We start from the raw sequence: 16627 nt of genomic DNA, 5'->3' as shown, positions 1-16627 counted from the left end.
AAACCTCAACAGCTTAAAGTCAACGGAAGCCGCACGACAAACAACGAGCCTTGGCCGGGCTCGCTGTCGATCGCGATCGTGCCGCCCATCATTTCGCAAAACTTCCTGGTGATGGTGAGGCCAAGACCCGTCCCGCCGTATTTGCGGGTCGTCGAGTTGTCGGCCTGGGTGAAGGCGGCGAACACCTTGTCGACCTGATCCCGGCTCATGCCGATGCCGGTATCCTGCACCGCGAAAACGATCCAGCCGTGTTCGGGCGCGTCGTCCAGGGTGACGCTGAAATTGATTTCCCCGGCATGGGTGAACTTGCCGGCATTGCTGAGCAGATTCAACAATATCTGCCGCAGCTTGATGGAATCGGTCTTGACGGCCGGAATCCCGTCGGGGCAGTCGATGAACAACGTGTTGGCGTTTTTGACAATGATCGGCTTCACCGTATTGGCGACCTCGTCGATCACCGAAGGCAAATGGATCTCTTCCAAACACAATTCCATTTTGCCGGCTTCGATTTTGGACAGATCGAGGATTTCGTTGATGATGGCGAGCAGATGCACCGCCGAGGAATGGATTTTCAGCAGATCGCCGGCCGCCTGCTCCTGCCCCGATTCTCTGGCTTCCTCAAGCATCATTTCGCTGTAGCCGATGATCGCATTCATCGGCGTGCGCAGTTCGTGCGACATGTTCGCCAGAAAAGCGCTCTTGGCGCTGTTTGCTTCTTCGGCCACCGCGCGCGCCTTTTGCGCCTCCGCAATCGCCTTGGACAATTCGATTTCGGTCTGTTTCAGCTCGGTGATGTCGGTTCTGATCGCCACCGTGCCGGTATTCCAGACCCGTCTTTCACTGACCCGCATCCAGCGGTCGCCCTTGAAATGCTCGACGAAATTTTCGCGCGGCGTGCGGTGCCGGGTCAGTCTTTCGGCCAGCCATTCTTCTTCACAGTCCTCGGCGTCGAGGATCAAGCCGGCCCGGGCGGCGCAGCGCATGATCGACTCGAAGGTCATGCCGGGCACGATCGGCACGCCGACGTTCATGATCTCGCGGTAGCGCTGATTGCACTCGACCAGGCGGTCCTCCATGTCGAACAGACAGAAACCGTCCGGTATGCTTTCGATCGCTTCGCGCATGCGAAAGCGGCTGACCGCTTCCTCGAGCGTGGCCTGCTGAATCCGGCTGTCGACGATGGTGATGAAGATTGCCAGCGAGGCGATCAACACGGAGGTGAACGATACCCAGAACACCAGCGCGGACGTGTTTAAAACACTGTGGGTCACGGCCGGCGAGGCGTCGCCGGCAAAAAAATAGGTCGCCGCCATGCCCGAATAGTGCATCCCCGACACGGCAAAACCCATCACGAAGGCCGCGCCGATCTTCGACCACAGCATACTGCGCGCCTTTTTGTTGCGCTCCACGATAAAGTCGATGGACAGGGCGACACTGGAGAGCACCACCGCGGTCAGCACCGAGAGCGCCACCAGCCCGGGATCGAACATCATGATCAGGCGGCGGGAGAGACCCTGCATCGCGGCCATGCCGATGTAGTGCATCGCGCCGATGCCGAGTCCCATCAAACCGCTGGCCAGCAGGATCAACTGGCTGATTTTGGGCCGGCTGATGACTTCCAGCATCACGTAGCTGGAGAATACGACGGGAACCGTCGACAAAATCGTGATCGAGACGTCGTAACTGACGGCCATCGGCAGCTTCAACGCCAGCATCGCGATGAAATGCATCGCCCAGACGCCGCCGCCCATCGTCAGGGATCCGGCCAGCAGCCAACTGCGGCGTTTGGTGCCGGAATCGGCGGCGCGAATGCGCCCGGCGACGCTGAGCGCCGCATAGGACGCCAGGATCACGATCGCAATCGACAACACCACCAGTCCCGCGTCGTAGCGGGTTTCCAGGGCGTCGCCGGGATTCCTGCCGTCGTAGAAATAATGATTCATCGCGGCTGATCGTTGTCTGGAAAAAACTAGCAGTCCATCCGGCTCTGCCGCCAGATCACCGCGAGTTGTCCGACGAAACCGTGCATCAGGGTCACGATCAATTCGGGGGGAGTGAAGCGGCTTTTGAATAAAAACGCCACGTGCGCGCGGGCAGGCCCGCCCGCCACTTCGATCAGACGATAACCCTGTTCGTCCAGCACGTAACGGTCTCCGGAAGGATTCATCGGCCTGCCTTCGCTGTTACGGAGGCGTTCCATCAATTGCAGGCCGCGGTCCGCGTCGATTTCATCGGCAAACAGCACCTCGCCGTCGACGATCAGCCAGCGCGGCGTTTCGGCTTGTTCCGGACTGAGGCCGCCGATCGGAGACAGCGCATAGAGCAACTTTCTGCGCGACCCGGCCGCTTCGATCAGGTTATTCGACAGCTCGACGGTCGCCAGCGCCATGCCGTAGGAAAGGTATTGGCGAATGCTGCTTTTGATCAGCGAATACAGCTTGTCTTCGGTCGCCTCGACTTTAGTGAAATAACCGTTGATGTCGTAACGGTCGATCACTTCCCGCTCCGGCGCAATCCCCGGCTGGCCGGTGCGGATAAAGATCTGGGTCAGTTTGTTGCCGAGGTGGTTGCGGATGTAGTCGCACAGTTCGAGCCCGGCGCGCTCGGTTTCCATCACGACGTCGAGCATGGCGACCGCCAGCGAGCAGCCGACCTCGACGTCGTCCTTGATCAATCGGATCGCTTCTTCCTTGCTGCCCGCGGAATAAATTTTCAGGGGCAGGCCGTAGACTTCGAAATTTTTCATCGCCAGACGCGAAATCGCCAGCACGTCGGGCTCGTCGTCGACCAACAGCACCGGCCAGTGTTTGAAGAACATGACGGCCTCCTCAATAAGCCAGCGGTTGTCGAAGTTCGCTGAGTTTCGCCGCGTCCAGCCGCATGTGCTTGGCCAGATAGGCGGCCGTTTCCTTCGGGCGGACCTTGTGCACGAAGTTGTAGCGCGCTTCGTGATAATTGACTTCGCCGCCGTAAAACTTGCCCGAAAAATTGATCTTCATCTTCTGCAGTTCGGCGGCGCGGTAGGCGGACAAAGGCTTCACCCGCTCGTCTTTCTGCCGAAGCAGGCGCTTTTCTTCGAGCAGGCGGTCATAATGGGGATCGGACGCCAACGCTTCGGCTTTTTGCCGAATCTGCCGCAGATAGTCATCGTAGTGGTCGGACAAAACGTCATCGATAAAGCCGATCGCCTTGGCTTTTTTCGTGCCGATCGGCAACGGCGTTTCGGTCAGTTCCAGCGCTTTGACCGGCCCCACTCGCTTCGGCAGCGAATAGGTCCAGTATTCGGAACCGTACAATCCCATCGTTTTATAATGCGGATTAAAGATCACCCCTTCGCGCGCCCAAACCTTGTCGGCGGCCAGAATCGCCATCGCGCCGCCGGCGCCGCAGCCGCCCCAGACCGCGGAAACGGTCAGTTTTTCCTCGGTATTCAGAACTTCGAGCACGAAATCGTCGATCGCGTTGATGTTCCGCCAGGACTCATTGGCCGGATTTTCGGCCGCCTCGATCGCGTTCAAATGAATGCCGTTCGACCAGAAATCGCTGCCGCCCATCAGCACGAGGACTTTGGTCGGCTTCGCCAGCGCCAGACGATAGGCTTCGGTCAGCCGCCGGCATTGGGAAGTTGACATCGCGCCGTTGTGAAAATTGAAATGAAGATAACCGACCTGGTTTTTTTCTTCGTACCAGATTTCCTTGAAGGTCGGTTCCGCACCCATGAATAAAGGATCGATCGGCGATTCGGGGGTATCCTTCAGCACGCTGCCCAGCACCTTCGCGGCGGGCAGCTTGAAATCGAAATGCCTGTCGTGCGACAGAAAACGTTTGTAAAAAGGGATCTTGACGATGTTTTTACGTTTCAGGTGCGAAATCCAGACCGCGCCGTCGATCGCCGCGCGGCAAATCGCGCCGTGGCGATGGGCAATGATCGCGCCCGGCTGCCAGCCCTGCAGCAGGCTTTCTTCGTGCGCTCCGTAAAGATAATATTCCTGGCCGTCGATCACGTCGAGCACGCCGGGCGCGCTGTCGGCGGCATTGATTTTTTTCAGGATGGTCGCGACGTGGTCGTGTTCCCAGTCGATCTTCCGTTCCTGCTGCTTCATCAGCGGCCGGAGCTCGCCGCGTACGTCCGGTTTCGAATAATCGAGCGGTTCGGGCCGGTAGCTGCCGGATTCGACGCGCTTGACCGCCAGCAGCATCGCCTTGATCGCGGCCTGCGTCAATTCGCGCCGGTAAATGCCGGCCTTGCTGGCGGGGCGCATCTTGAACGTTTCGGCGGCCCAGATATCGCCGGCGTCCATCTCTTCGACCGCCTGCAGGACGGTCACGCCCCATTCCTGCTCGCCGTGCAGGATCGCCCAGTCCAGCGACGAAGGCCCCCGGTCGCCCTTGATGCCCGGATGGATGATCAGGCACAGGTGCTTGCTCCAGACGTCTTCGGGTATTTTTTCCTTCAGGAACGGACAGATGATCAGGTCGGGCTGAAAGAAGGTGACGCCTTTTCGGATATCGTCTGGGCTCAGCGCCAGCGTAATCGAAATATCGTGTCCCAAGGCTTCCAGCTCGACGTGCGCCCTTTGGCACAAGCCGTTGTACGAGGATGAAATCAATAAAATTCGCATGCAGTGTACCCCCCTTTTTATTATTATGATTTTTATATACGGTTGCCGGCTCCCGGCCCGAAGCGGCTATTTGAAATTCGATCGATACTCCTGAGGCGTTACATTTAAAAACCGTTGAAACGAACGGCGCATTTGCTCCGAGTTGTTGAATCCGCACTGGCTGGCAATGCTTTCCATCGGATGGTCGGAGCGCAGCATCAGGTTGCGCGCCGCTTCCAGGCGCACGCGTTCGACGAACTTGGCCGGCGTCAGGCCGATTTCCTGGCAGAAAACGCGGGAAAAGTTCCTGGGGCTCATGGCCATGCGCCCGGCCAGACTTTCCACGCTGAGATCCTCTTCCGGATGGCTGACGATCCACGCCTGCAATTCGCGGAAATCCTTGCGGGTTTTGGCTTCATTGAAGATGTAGCTGCTGAATTGGGACTGCCCGCCCGGACGGCGCATGAAGATCAGCATGCCCCTGGCCACGCTGGCCGCCACTTCCCAGCCCCAGTCCTCTTCGACCAGGCTCAGCGCCAGATCGATGCCGGCGGTGACGCCGCCGGAGGTATAGACATTGCCGTCGCGCACGAAGATTTTGTCGGGCAGAATCTGAACGTCCCGATACTGGCTGGCTATTTGCTCGCAAAAAAGCCAGTGGGTAGTGGCCTTGCGGTGGTTCAACAAACCGCATTCGGCCAATACGAACGCACCGGTGCAGATCGACACCACGCGCCTGACCTTGAGCGCCATGCCCGGCAGCCACCGTTTGAGTTTCTCGTCGCGCCAGGAGTCCACGGTAAAGGGCGCGCCGGTCACCATCAACGTGTCGGTGTCTTCGGGAATGTCTTCATACGCCAGATCGGCGCAGAGCCGCATTCCTGAAGCGGTCCTGATCGGTCCGGACTGTTCGGCGATCAGCGACAGCGAATAGACCGACTCCGTTTCGGCAATCCGCCCTGACAGGCGCAAGGCGTAATTCGCGAAGCAAAACACATCCATCGGCCCGGTCACGTCCATGATTTCGCAGTCGGGATAGACCACCATCGCAATGCGGCGATGTTGCATTAAAGGCGTTGTTCTGGCGTAGGTCATGACCGAACTCCTTGCTGGTATATTTTTGAATTACGATACAGTGCATCTTTTTTTTTGCCGGGTAAATGACAAAAATCCAGCAATTTCGGACGTCCAGGCCCGACAAATCGAATCAGGATTAATCTATCACAGGATCATTCCCATAGGAATAGTCCGGGTTTAAGCTTTTCGGCAATTCGCGAACGATTCACCGCCGGTACTGTCGAAAACGTTGGAATTGGTTTTCCGGCGCCAGGCCGGCTGTGTATCGTGCCTGACATTTTTTCTGCAATTTATTGACCGAAGCCGATGCAGCCGATACAAGCGTTATTGAGCCGCATTCGTTGGGATGCGGATTGGGCGAAGGACGATTTCAGGATCGGCTATTACGACCGGATCGAACAACAGGTCCTGATGGTCGCTTTCAAGGAGCTGATCTTTCCGAAGAACGATCATTTTTCGTTTGAACTGATCGATGAAGAAGGGCGGCTCCATGCCGTGCCTTACCACCGGGTCAAAGCCGTTTACCGGAACGGCCGGCTGATCTGGCACCGGGAACGCTGAGTCAGCCCTGCACCGCCTTCCTGTACGCGACGGCGGGTTTCGACTCGATGATGGCCCGAATCTCCGCAGCCTCCAGCGTTTCGTTTTCCAGCAACGCCTCGGCGAGAGCGTCCAGTTGCGGACGGTAGTCCCTGAGCAGGTCGGCGATTTCCTTTTCAATGCCGCGCAGCAAAGCGCCGATCTCGCCGTCGATGATTCGCGCGGTGTATTCGCTGAAATCCCGGGGCTGGGCTATTTCGCGGCCCAGAAAAACGTGTTCTTCGCCGCGATGGAAGGCGAGAGGGCCGAGCTTGTCGCTCATGCCCCAATGGCTCACCATTTGACGGGCCAGGCGGGTCGCTTCCTTGAGATCGTTCTCGGCGCCGGAGCTGAATTCTCCAAAAATCAATTTTTCGGATACGCGGCCGCCCAGCATCACGCCGATGCGATCGCGCAAATAACTTTCACTCAGATTATGCCGCTCCTCTTCCGGAACCTGTTCGGTCGCACCCAGGGCCCGGCCGCGGGGAATGACGGTAACTTTGTCCAGCGGATCGGCGTGAGGCAGCAGGCTCGCGGCAACGGCATGCCCCGCCTCGTGATAGGCGATCAGTCTTTTTTCCCGGTCGCCGATGGCCAGTTCGCGTTTGCCTCCGAGCACGACCTTGTCGCGTGCGTTCAACAGCAACGCCATATCGACCTGTTCCTTATACTCGCGGCCGGCCATCAGCGCCGCTTCGTTCACCAGGTTCTCCAGATCCGCTCCGGCGAATCCCGCGGTCAGCGCCGCCAAGCGTTCCATGTCGACGTCGCTCGTCAACGGCACCGCTTTGCTGTGAATTTTCAGAATCTGCAGGCGCGCTTTTTTATCGGGCAAATCCAGCGTGATCTTGCGGTCGAAGCGTCCCGGCCGAAGCAGGGCGGCATCGAGCACGTCGGGACGGTTGGTGGCGGCCAGAACGACCACGGCTTCATGCGGATCGAAGCCGTCCATTTCGCCCAGTATCTGGTTCAGGGTCTGCTCCCGCTCGTCATGGCCGCCGCCCAGGCCGGCACCGCGCGCTCTGCCTACCGAGTCGATTTCATCGATGAAAATAACGGCCGGCGCCTCTTTTTTTGCGCTTTCGAACAGGTCCCGCACCCTCGAGGCGCCCACCCCGACGAACATTTCAATGAATTCGGAGCCGCTGATGCTGAAGAACGGCACTCCGGCTTCACCGGCCATCGCTTTGGCCATCAGGGTCTTGCCGGTGCCCGGCGGCCCCATCAACAGAATGCCCTTCGGGATGTACGCACCCAATTTCCGGTAGCGGGCGGGATCTTTCAGATAGCCGGTGATCTCGCGCATGTCGCGCTTGGCATTTTCCAGCCCGGCCGCGTCGTCGAAGGTAATCCGGGACTCTCCGCTGCGAAAACGTTTGGCCCTGGATTTACCGAAGCCGAAGAGTCCGCCCGGGCCTTCGCCGCCGGTCATGTTCTCCTGCATCCGGCGGGGGGAATACCATAAAAAAGCGAGAATGAACAACCAGGGAATCAGACCGATCAAGGCCTGCTGCCACCATCGGGCCTGTTCCGACTCGGCGCTGACGTTCACTCCGTGTTTTTCCAGCAAGGGAATCAGCTCGGGATCGTCGATCGGAGGCAGTGTGGTGATAAAACGAGGCGGGGGCTGTCGTTCTTCGGCGGCGGTATGTTTCTTCGAAGAATCTTCCCGCAAAACGCCGGAGACCTGGTCGCCCCGCAAAGTCGCTTCAGCCACTTGATCGGCCCGCACCCTGGCCTTGAATTCGGTATACGAAAGGTTCAGCGGCGGCCGGGTTTGCTCAATGCCGTACCAGTACCAGGAGAACAGCAATATCAATAAAAACCACACCAAATAACGGGGTCGGGAAGAGCGTCGCTCCGGCCTTTCGGAGGATTCTGAATTCCGGACTCCCGGATTCTTGTCGATCATGTTGCGGCTTTATCCTGGGTTTGAAAATGAAAAAAGCAAATACGCCGGGCTACGGCTTTTTGTCTTTTGCCGTATCCGGACGATCTCGCCGGCTTCTGCTCTTTACACAGCGGGAAAACCGGCATTCCCGTACCGCCGCGTCAATGTCCCTTCTCCCGCTTTCCCGTTCCAAACCGGCTAACGGAACATGCAGAGGCAATCCATTGGACCGGCCGTACTTTTTTCTCCGGCCGGGCAAGAATGGCCTACGTCAACCGCCGCGTTCTTTACGCAGCCTGTCGATTTTGTCGCGGTGTCTGGCCCGGAATTCATCCCGTTCTTTTTTTGTCTTCATCCCGTCCAGAGTCAGTAAATAATTGCACCGCTCTTGCTCGTTCATGAAATCCGCGCCGTAAATATGGGAATAAACCGGCACATCGCCCACATGACCGGTTAAATTTTCAACAGGTTGGCTAAAAGATTCTTCCTGCTGTTCTTCCTCGGTTTGGGCTAGAAGAGGGGAAGCAAAAAAAACGAAAGCCGTAAAGAAAAGAATTGCCGGGAACGGTTTTGTTGTTAACATGGGATACCTCCTTAATAAACATTGGATAAAAGCATCTTCCGCCGGTTATAGAGGAAAAGCTCTAATGGGCACTTATTCGCCCGGACAGAATAGTGATTACCCCTGCTTTATTACGTGGATATCGATTCGAATTTTTCAGCTTTGGTAAATTTCCGGATGACCAACAAAGCTGTTTTCCGCATAATTTTTGAGACTGCTCCATTTTTTGACTAGTTCAATTTACGGCTTCAGCTCCCTTGCCGGCTCCGGAGGTTCAAGGAAAGGCATAGCCATTTTCACTACCCATTCTTCGATGACGGCTCGGATCGGTCCCGGAAGACAAATGGCCGGCGCTGTTCACCAGCGCCACGTGGGTCATCGCCTGGGGAAAATTACCCAGAAGGCAGCGGGCGCGAGGGTCGTATTCCTCCGAAAACAGGCCGACGTCGTTGCCGAACAACAGAAGCCGCTCGAACAACCGGTACGCTTCGTCATGACGGCCCAGCATGGCCAGATTGTCGACCAGCCAGAATGAGCAAGGCAGAAAAAAACCTTCCCCCGGCGGCAGCCCGTCCACCTCGCCCGAGGTGACGTAGCGCAGCACCAATCCATCCTGAAGCAACTCTCTCTCGATCGCCTCGACCGTCCCCCGCACCCGCTCGTCTTTCGGCGGTAGAAAACCGACCAGAGGCATCATCAACAGACTGGCGTCCAATCGCGTCGAATCGTAGGACTGCACGAAACTGCCCAGCTCCGGATTGAAGCCCCGCTCGCACACCTCGGCGTGGATGCGCCCGCGCAATTCCCGCCAGCGTTCCACCGGCCCGTCCAGACCGAAACGTTCGACGGCTTTCACGGCCCGATCCACCCCGACCCAGGCCATCATTTTGGAATGGGTGAAGTGCCGGGGACCGCCCCGCACTTCCCAAATGCCGTTGTCCGGACGCTGCCAGGAGGATTCCAGAAAATCCATCAGCACCTTCTGGATTTCCCAGGCATGCGCCTCGGGATCCAGCCCGGCAATGCGGGTCAGGTGAAGTGCATCCATGACTTCTCCGTAAACGTCAAGCTGGAATTGCTCGCTGGCGGCATTTCCTATGCGCACCGGTGCGGCTCCCTGATAGCCGGGCAGCCAGCCAAGGGAGGTCTCATGGAGACGGCGTTCTCCGGCGAGGCCGTAAAGGATCTGAAGATCCTGGGGGCGGCCGGCGGCCACCCGGATCAGCCATTCCCGCCAGGCCGCCGCTTCCTGCCGGAAACCGGAGCTCAGCAGCGCATAAAGGGTAAAAGTGGCGTCGCGCAGCCAGCAAAAACGATAATCCCAGTTGCGTATTCCTTTCGGCTGTTCGGGCAGGGAAGTCGTTGGAGCGGCCACGATGCCGCCGGTGGGCGCAAAAGTGAGCGCTTTCAGAGTAATCACCGAACGCTGCACCTTATCGAGCCAGGGTCCGTGATAAGTGCAGTGTTTCGACCAGGACTCCCACCAGACCGTCGCGGCATTGACCGAAGCAAAAGGATCGATCGGCAGCGGAGGCGGCTCGTGCGAGGCGAAGTAGGACAGCACGAACGGAATCAACTGGCCTTCGATAACCGAAAAGTCGGCGATCGTCTTGAAATCTTCACCGTGCAGATTGACGATGGTCCGAAGCTCCAAGGCATCCGGTCCGGCCATCGCCGCCAGCCCGCCTTCCAGGGAATGAACCCACGGCACGATGGAACCGTAGTCGAAACGGATCCTGAGGTCCATGCGCATCGGGACGCAGCCCTTGATGCCCTGCACCAACCGGACGACATCCGATCGGCCCGGCCAGAGCGGCATGCAATCGATCAGGCGCACCTGTCCTTCGACGGTGGTAAAATCGGTTTCCAGAATCAACGTGCCCGGACGGTAACGGCGCTTGATTTCCTTGATTTCGCCGGCAGGAGCGACGAGCCAGCGCCCGTGCTCCGGAGTGCCCAGCAGCGATGCGAAGCAGGCCGCCGAATCGAAACGGGGCAAACACAACCAGTCGATCGAACCGTCGCGCCCCACCAGAGCAGCCGTCCGCGTATTGCCGATGAGTGCATAATCGGCTATAGGCAACGGCATGACCGTTTTCCTGCGTTCGGATTTTTGGGCTTTGGATAAGAGCGGGACAGAGTCCCTGTGGGCATTCCGTTCATTGCAAACCGCCTCTTTTTCAGTTTGAGGGCGCCGGAGAACCGTACGGCTTCGGCACGTCTGTCATGGCACCTGAAACCAGACCTTTCGTCCCGCCGGTTTTATGCCGGAACAGTTCCGGATTTGGCCGAATACAGCATTTAAGACCCGGAAGAAGAAACAAAGTTCGAACGTCGGCGCCCCGCTAAACCAGAGCCTGATCGGGATAAAGCCGGGCGCCCAGGCCCAAGCACCTCGGTGGATCGGCAGTGAAAACGCAGCCTCTATTTCTTCAACGCGCTGATGTGCTCGGCCTTGAGGTAATGGTCCGATTGCATTTCCATCAACCTCGAGACCGTGCGCTTGAATTCGAAAGCCCCGTCGCCTTCGGTGTAGAGCTCGGGAACATCCACTTCGGCCGTGCAGATCAGTTTGACCTTATGCTCGTAGAGCGCATCGATCAGCGTGACGAAGCGTTTCGCTTCGTTGCGGTTGGCCGTGGTCAGTTTCGGGATGTCCGACACGATCAGCGTGCTGAATTCTCCGGCAATCAGCAGATAGTCGGCGGCGCCGAGCGGCTGCACGCAAAGCTCTTCAAACGAACTGAGCGCGACGTCTCCGTGAGCGGCGGACAATTGCACCGTCCGGCCCAGCAACGGCAAGATGCGCGGCTCTATCGCGGAATGATCGGTCAATTCCTCGAAGCAGTGTTTGATGAAGAGGTCGGCCTGCCGATCGATCGGGAAATAATAGGTCTTTTTCAAAGACCGCAAATGGCCCAGCCGGAAATCTTCCTTCGCCGCCAGTTCGACAATGTCGGCCCGGCTTTCCAGCACTTTGATGAAAAAAAGGAACTGCTCTCGTTGCAGGCCGCCCTGATACAATTCGCTCGGGGGACGGTTGGAGGTCATCACGGTCACGATGCCGCGTTCGAACAACTGGCCGAACAGTCGCCCCAGAATCATCGCATCGGCAATGTCGGTCACATGGAATTCATCGAAGCACAGCAGCAGCGCCGATTCCCTGATATGATCCGCCAGTGCCTCGATCGCGCCCGTCTTGTTCCGTTGCCGGCATTGATGGATGAACGCATGAACTTCCAGCATGAAGGTGTTGAAATGAACTCGCCGCTTCCGACTGAAAGGACAGGCTTCGTAAAACCAGTCCATCAACATCGATTTGCCCCGACCGACGTCGCCGTATATGTAGAGGCTTTTGCATTCGGGAGGACGCTTGACGAGCAACCTTCGCGCCGCCGGCAGGCTCCGATAGCTCAGATTCGCCAGCAGGCTGTCCAAAAGCGCCTGCAACCGGCGCAAGGCCTCGATTTGAGCCGGATCGCACTGAATATGCCGCTGCGCCACCTGATCCCGGTAGCGCTGTTCCAGCATTCCGGCCAGATCGGGCAACAATTCGGACGAGGAAGACGAGGTAATCTTCTGAGCAATTTTTTTCAGCATGAGGCCGATAATGCGGCTGCATCTCCGCCGGAAAGGCTCCGACCCTCCGCAACGAAAAGGAGGACCGGAACGCTGCCGGGCTCTTAAACGTCCAGGGCCACTTTATCCGCTTGTTTCCGATAGCCGTCCATCCGGTCGAAATTCAGATAACGGTAGGTATCGTCCGCGGTCGCACCGATCCGTTCCGCATACTGCCGGTATTCCTCGACGGTCGGAATCCTGCCGAGCAAGGAACAGACGGCGGCCAGTTCGGCCGACGCCAGATACACGTTCGCGCCGTTGCCGAGCCGGTTCGGGAAATTGCGGGTCGAAGTCGAGACCACGGTCGCATTGTCCCTAACCCGCGCCTGATTGCCCATGCACAGCGAGCAGCCGGGCATTTCGGTGCGGGCTCCGACTTTGCCGAAAGTGCCGTAATAGCCTTCCTCGGTCAACTGGTTCTGATCCATTCTGGTCGGCGGCGCCACCCACAGACGGGTCGGCAGTTCGCCTTTCTGCTGCTCCAGCAGTTTGCCGGCGGCACGGAAATGACCGATGTTGGTCATGCAGGAGCCGAGAAAGACTTCGTCGATCTTCGTGCCGGCAACTTCCGACAGCGGCTTGATGTCGTCCGGATCGTTGGGGCAGGCCAGCAAAGGTTCCTTGATCTCGTCCATGTCGATCTCGATGATCTCGGCGTATTCGGCGTCCGGATCGGGTTCCAGCAGCACCGGATTCGCGAGCCAGTCTTCCATCGCCCTGATTCGGCGCTCGAGCGTGCGCCGATCGCCGTAACCCTGGGCAATCATCCATTTCAGCAAGGTCACGTTCGAGGTCAGGTATTCGCGGATCGGCGCTTCGTTCAAGCGGATCGTGCAGCCGCCGGCCGAGCGTTCGGCCGAAGCGTCGGACAATTCGAAGGCCTGTTCGACTTTCAGATCCGGAAGTCCTTCGATTTCGAGAATGCGGCCGGAAAAGACGTTCTTCTTGCCTTTTTTCTCGACGGTCAGAAGCCCTTTTTGCAATGCGGCATAAGGAATCGCATTGACCATGTCGCGCAGCGTGATGCCGGGCTGCATCGTGCCCTTGAAGCGCACCAGCACCGATTCGGGCATGTCCAGCGGCATCACCCCGGTCGCAGCCGCGAACGCGACGAGGCCGGAACCGGCCGGGAACGAAATGCCGATCGGAAAGCGGGTGTGCGAATCGCCGCCGGTGCCGACGGTGTCGGGCAGGAGCATCCGGTTCAGCCAGGAATGGATGATGCCGTCGCCGGGACGCAAGGAGACGCCGCCGCGGTTCATGATGAAGTCGGGCAGCGTGTGCTGCATCTCGACGTCGACCGGCTTCGGATAGGCGGCGGTATGACAGAACGACTGCATCACCAGGTCGGCCGAAAAGCCCAGGCAGGCGAGGTCTTTCAATTCGTCGCGGGTCATAGGTCCCGTCGTATCCTGCGAACCGACCGTGGTCATGTGCGGTTCGCAGTAGGTATGCGGACGGACGCCGGCAACGCCGCAGGCTCTGCCGACCATTTTCTGCGCCAGGGTGAAGCCGCGTCCACTGTCCTGAACGGCGTCCGGACGGCGGAATACGGTCGAAGGCGGCAACCCCAGGGATTTTCTTGCCCGGTCGGTCAGGCCGCGTCCGATGATCAAGGGAATCCGGCCGCCGGCGCGGACTTCGTCGAGCAGCACGTCGGTTTTTAACTGGAACCGGCAGACGACTTCGCTGCTTTCATGACGCCTGACCATGCCCTCGTAAGGATAAATGTCGATGACGTCGCCCATCGCCATCGAGGTGACGTCGCACTCGAACGGCAAGGCTCCGGAGTCTTCCATCGTGTTGAAGAAGATCGGCGCGATCTTGCCGCCGATGCAGACGCCGCCTTCGCGCTTGTTCGGAATGTACGGGATGTCGCTTCCCATGTACCAGAGCACCGAGTTGGTCGCCGATTTTCTGGACGAGCCGGTGCCGACCACGTCGCCGACATAGGCGACCGGAAAGCCTTTCTTTTTCAGTTCGGCGATCTGCTCCGGCGCATTGGTGATGCCTTCGCGCGGCATTTTCAGCATCGCTTTCGCGTGCAGCGGAATGTCGGGACGCGACCAGGCGTCGGGCGCCGGCGACAAGTCGTCGGTATTGGTTTCGCCGGTCACTTTGAAAACGGTCACGGTCAGTTTTTCGGGAACTTCTGGCCGGGCGGTGAACCATTCGGCCTCGGCCCAGGACCGGATCACCTGCTGCGCATGGGCATTGCCGGCATCGGCTTTTTCCTGGACGTCATGGAAGGCATCGAAGATCAGCAGAGTATGCGCCAGCGCCTTCGCCGCCACCGGCGCCAGCTCGGCCTGATCGAGAAGATCGATCAGAGGCTGGATGTTATAGCCGCCCAGCATCGTGCCCAATAAACGGGTGGCTTCGGCAGGCGATAAAATCGGAGAGACGGCTTCTCCCTTGGCGATCGCGGCCAGAAACCCGGCCTTGACATAGGCGGCTTCATCGACGCCCGCCGGAACCCGATGGGCCAGAAGATCCAGCAAAAATGGCTCTTCCCCGGCCGGAGGATGCTTGATCAGTTCGACCAGTGCGGCAGTTTGCTGCGCGTCGAGCGGCTTCGGCACGATGCCTTCGGCGGCGCGTTCTTCGACATGTTTACGATAATTTTCTAGCATAAAGTATCTTCAATTCCTCTCATACCGGATGCGGGGCACGACTGCCCCACGATGGATCGTTTCCGACCCAGATGGATGCAAAAAGTTAAGCGTCTTCCGGTTCAGGCTTATTGACAAGCCGATCCTGCCTCCGCTTTTTACCATTAGACAATTTCAAGCAAGACTCATTCCAATGCCGAGACAATGGCATCGCCCATTTCTTTCGTGCCGGCGCCGGAATTCGAATTCAGGTCGGGAGTCACGTGCGTCCCGTCGTTGACGACTTTTTCAACGGCTCTGACGACTCTTTGCGCCGCCTCGGTTTCGCCGAAGTGGTTCAGCATCATCGCTCCGGCCATGATGACCGCGGTCGGATTGGCCAGATTCTTGCCCGCGATATCGGGCGCGCTGCCGTGCACCGCTTCGAACAAGGCCGCATCGCTGCCGATGTTGGCGCCGGGTATCAGGCCCAGGCCGCCCACGAGCCCTGCGGTCAGATCGGAAAGAATGTCGCCGAACATGTTCGTGCATACGACCACGTCGAACTGCTTCGGGTTCATTACCATATGCATGCACGCCGCATCGATGATTTTCTCGTCGAACTGGATGTCGGGATAACGCGCCGCGATTTCCCTGGCGACGTCGAGGAACAGGCCTTGAGTGTATTTCAGAATGTTGGCCTTGTGGCAAACAGTGACTTTTTTACGGTTGTTTTCGCGCGCGTATTTGAACGCGTAGTCGATGATCCGCTCCGAGCCGGTGCGGGTCACCACGGCCAGACTTTCGGCGATGTCCTTTTTCGGAGTGAGAAAGTGTTCGAGCCCGGCGTACAGGCCTTCGGTGTTTTCCCGGACGATGACGATGTCGACGTCGTCGTAACGGGTTTTCACGCCCGCCCAGCTCTTGGCCGGCCGCACGTTGGCGTAGAGTTCGTATTTCTGGCGCAACGCCACGTTGATGCTGCGGAAGCCGCTGCCGCCGACGATCGTGGTCAACGGTCCCTTGAATGCAACCCGGGTTTTATCGAAAGAAGCCATCGTTTCATCCGGCAGCGGCGTGCCGAATTTTTCGTAGGCGCCAAGGCCGGCGTGCGCTTCTTCCCATTGAATCTTTGCGCCTGCGGCGTCAATTACTTTAACGGCCTCGTCCATGATGGAAGGGCCGATACCATCGCCTTTGATCAAGGTCACGTAATGCATTCAAATCTCCATAGATAAAAAGAGAATAATACACGGATTTTTCAAGAATTTATATCCGAGCCCCGGAATCCGGCGGCGGACGGTCGTTTTTCTCTTACAGGACCGAAACGATCAACGCGAATACAAACATAAAAATCACGAAAAGACTGAACTTGGCCCTGGGAGGCAGATCGGCATACGCCGATTTCAGCTCGCCGGCCAGTTCCTGCCGGACGTTGCCGGATTTCAGGATGCGCCGGCAGCGCCCCCGAAAGGAACTTCTTTCCTCTTTTTCCTCCTCTTCGTCGATCAACTGGATGATTTTCGAATAATAAGCGCCGCAAACAGGACATTTCATTCCCGAGCGATCGCTTTCATGACCGCACGACGGACATTTTTTCATTAAGACTCCTCAAGAACGGATCAGGATCGATAGGGTTGAATGCGAATATGAACAGCCGGATAAAATTTCCGGACAAGAACAACTCTCTTTGGGTGATTGT

At 58.1% G+C, this 16627-nt stretch carries 12 protein-coding genes; 1 reads left to right on the top strand and 11 read right to left on the bottom strand.

Features of this window, described 5'->3' with window-relative positions:
* Positions 1-5: 5 nt before the first annotated feature.
* From A3OW_RS0118395 to A3OW_RS0118380, 4 genes are all read right to left on the bottom strand, one after another.
* The gene (locus A3OW_RS0118395) at positions 6-1943 is read right to left on the bottom strand and encodes a sensor histidine kinase (protein ID WP_020564928.1); all 1938 of its coding nucleotides are present in this window, start codon (positions 1941-1943) and stop codon (positions 6-8) included.
* Positions 1944-1969: 26 nt separating this feature from the next.
* Positions 1970-2818: a response regulator gene (locus A3OW_RS0118390; RefSeq protein WP_020564927.1), complete on the bottom strand. Its 849-nt coding sequence runs from the start codon at positions 2816-2818 to the stop codon at positions 1970-1972.
* Between the two features lie 10 nt (positions 2819-2828).
* The gene (locus A3OW_RS0118385; protein WP_020564926.1) at positions 2829-4622 is read right to left on the bottom strand and encodes a hydrogenase maturation protein; all 1794 of its coding nucleotides are present in this window, start codon (positions 4620-4622) and stop codon (positions 2829-2831) included.
* Positions 4623-4688: 66 nt separating this feature from the next.
* Positions 4689-5696, bottom strand: coding sequence for a GlxA family transcriptional regulator (locus A3OW_RS0118380; protein WP_020564925.1), 1008 nt, complete (start codon positions 5694-5696; stop codon positions 4689-4691).
* Between the two features lie 288 nt (positions 5697-5984).
* Here A3OW_RS0118380 and A3OW_RS0118375 point away from each other — a divergent pair, with 288 nt between their 5' ends.
* The gene (locus A3OW_RS0118375; protein ID WP_020564924.1) at positions 5985-6239 is read left to right on the top strand and encodes a DUF504 domain-containing protein; all 255 of its coding nucleotides are present in this window, start codon (positions 5985-5987) and stop codon (positions 6237-6239) included.
* Position 6240: 1 nt separating this feature from the next.
* On the opposite strand, the gene ftsH is transcribed toward A3OW_RS0118375, so the two are convergent.
* The 7 genes from ftsH to A3OW_RS0118340 all read right to left on the bottom strand — a co-directional run bounded on the left by ftsH (position 6241) and on the right by A3OW_RS0118340 (position 16527).
* On the bottom strand, positions 6241-8172 hold the full coding sequence (gene ftsH, locus A3OW_RS0118370) for an ATP-dependent zinc metalloprotease FtsH (protein WP_020564923.1): 1932 nt from the start codon (positions 8170-8172) through the stop codon (positions 6241-6243).
* A gap of 250 nt (positions 8173-8422) precedes the next feature.
* Positions 8423-8734, bottom strand: coding sequence for a hypothetical protein (locus A3OW_RS0118365; RefSeq protein WP_020564922.1), 312 nt, complete (start codon positions 8732-8734; stop codon positions 8423-8425).
* Between the two features lie 253 nt (positions 8735-8987).
* The gene (locus tag A3OW_RS0118360) at positions 8988-10802 is read right to left on the bottom strand and encodes a glycoside hydrolase family 15 protein (protein WP_020564921.1); all 1815 of its coding nucleotides are present in this window, start codon (positions 10800-10802) and stop codon (positions 8988-8990) included.
* Positions 10803-11137: 335 nt separating this feature from the next.
* Complete coding sequence (gene zapE, locus A3OW_RS0118355) at positions 11138-12313, bottom strand: cell division protein ZapE (protein WP_020564920.1); 1176 nt, start codon at positions 12311-12313, stop codon at positions 11138-11140.
* An 83-nt stretch (positions 12314-12396) separates the two neighbouring features.
* Positions 12397-14967: a bifunctional aconitate hydratase 2/2-methylisocitrate dehydratase gene (acnB, locus tag A3OW_RS0118350; protein WP_020564919.1), complete on the bottom strand. Its 2571-nt coding sequence runs from the start codon at positions 14965-14967 to the stop codon at positions 12397-12399.
* A gap of 164 nt (positions 14968-15131) precedes the next feature.
* On the bottom strand, positions 15132-16145 hold the full coding sequence (locus A3OW_RS0118345; protein WP_020564918.1) for an isocitrate/isopropylmalate dehydrogenase family protein: 1014 nt from the start codon (positions 16143-16145) through the stop codon (positions 15132-15134).
* 94 nt (positions 16146-16239) lie between these two features.
* Positions 16240-16527, bottom strand: coding sequence for a hypothetical protein (locus A3OW_RS0118340; protein WP_020564917.1), 288 nt, complete (start codon positions 16525-16527; stop codon positions 16240-16242).
* Positions 16528-16627 lie beyond the last annotated feature (100 nt).

It is taken from the genome of Methylosarcina fibrata AML-C10, assembly GCF_000372865.1.
Taxonomy (GTDB): Bacteria; Pseudomonadota; Gammaproteobacteria; order Methylococcales; family Methylomonadaceae; genus Methylosarcina; species Methylosarcina fibrata.
This window is presented reverse-complemented; position numbering and strand designations above follow the sequence as displayed.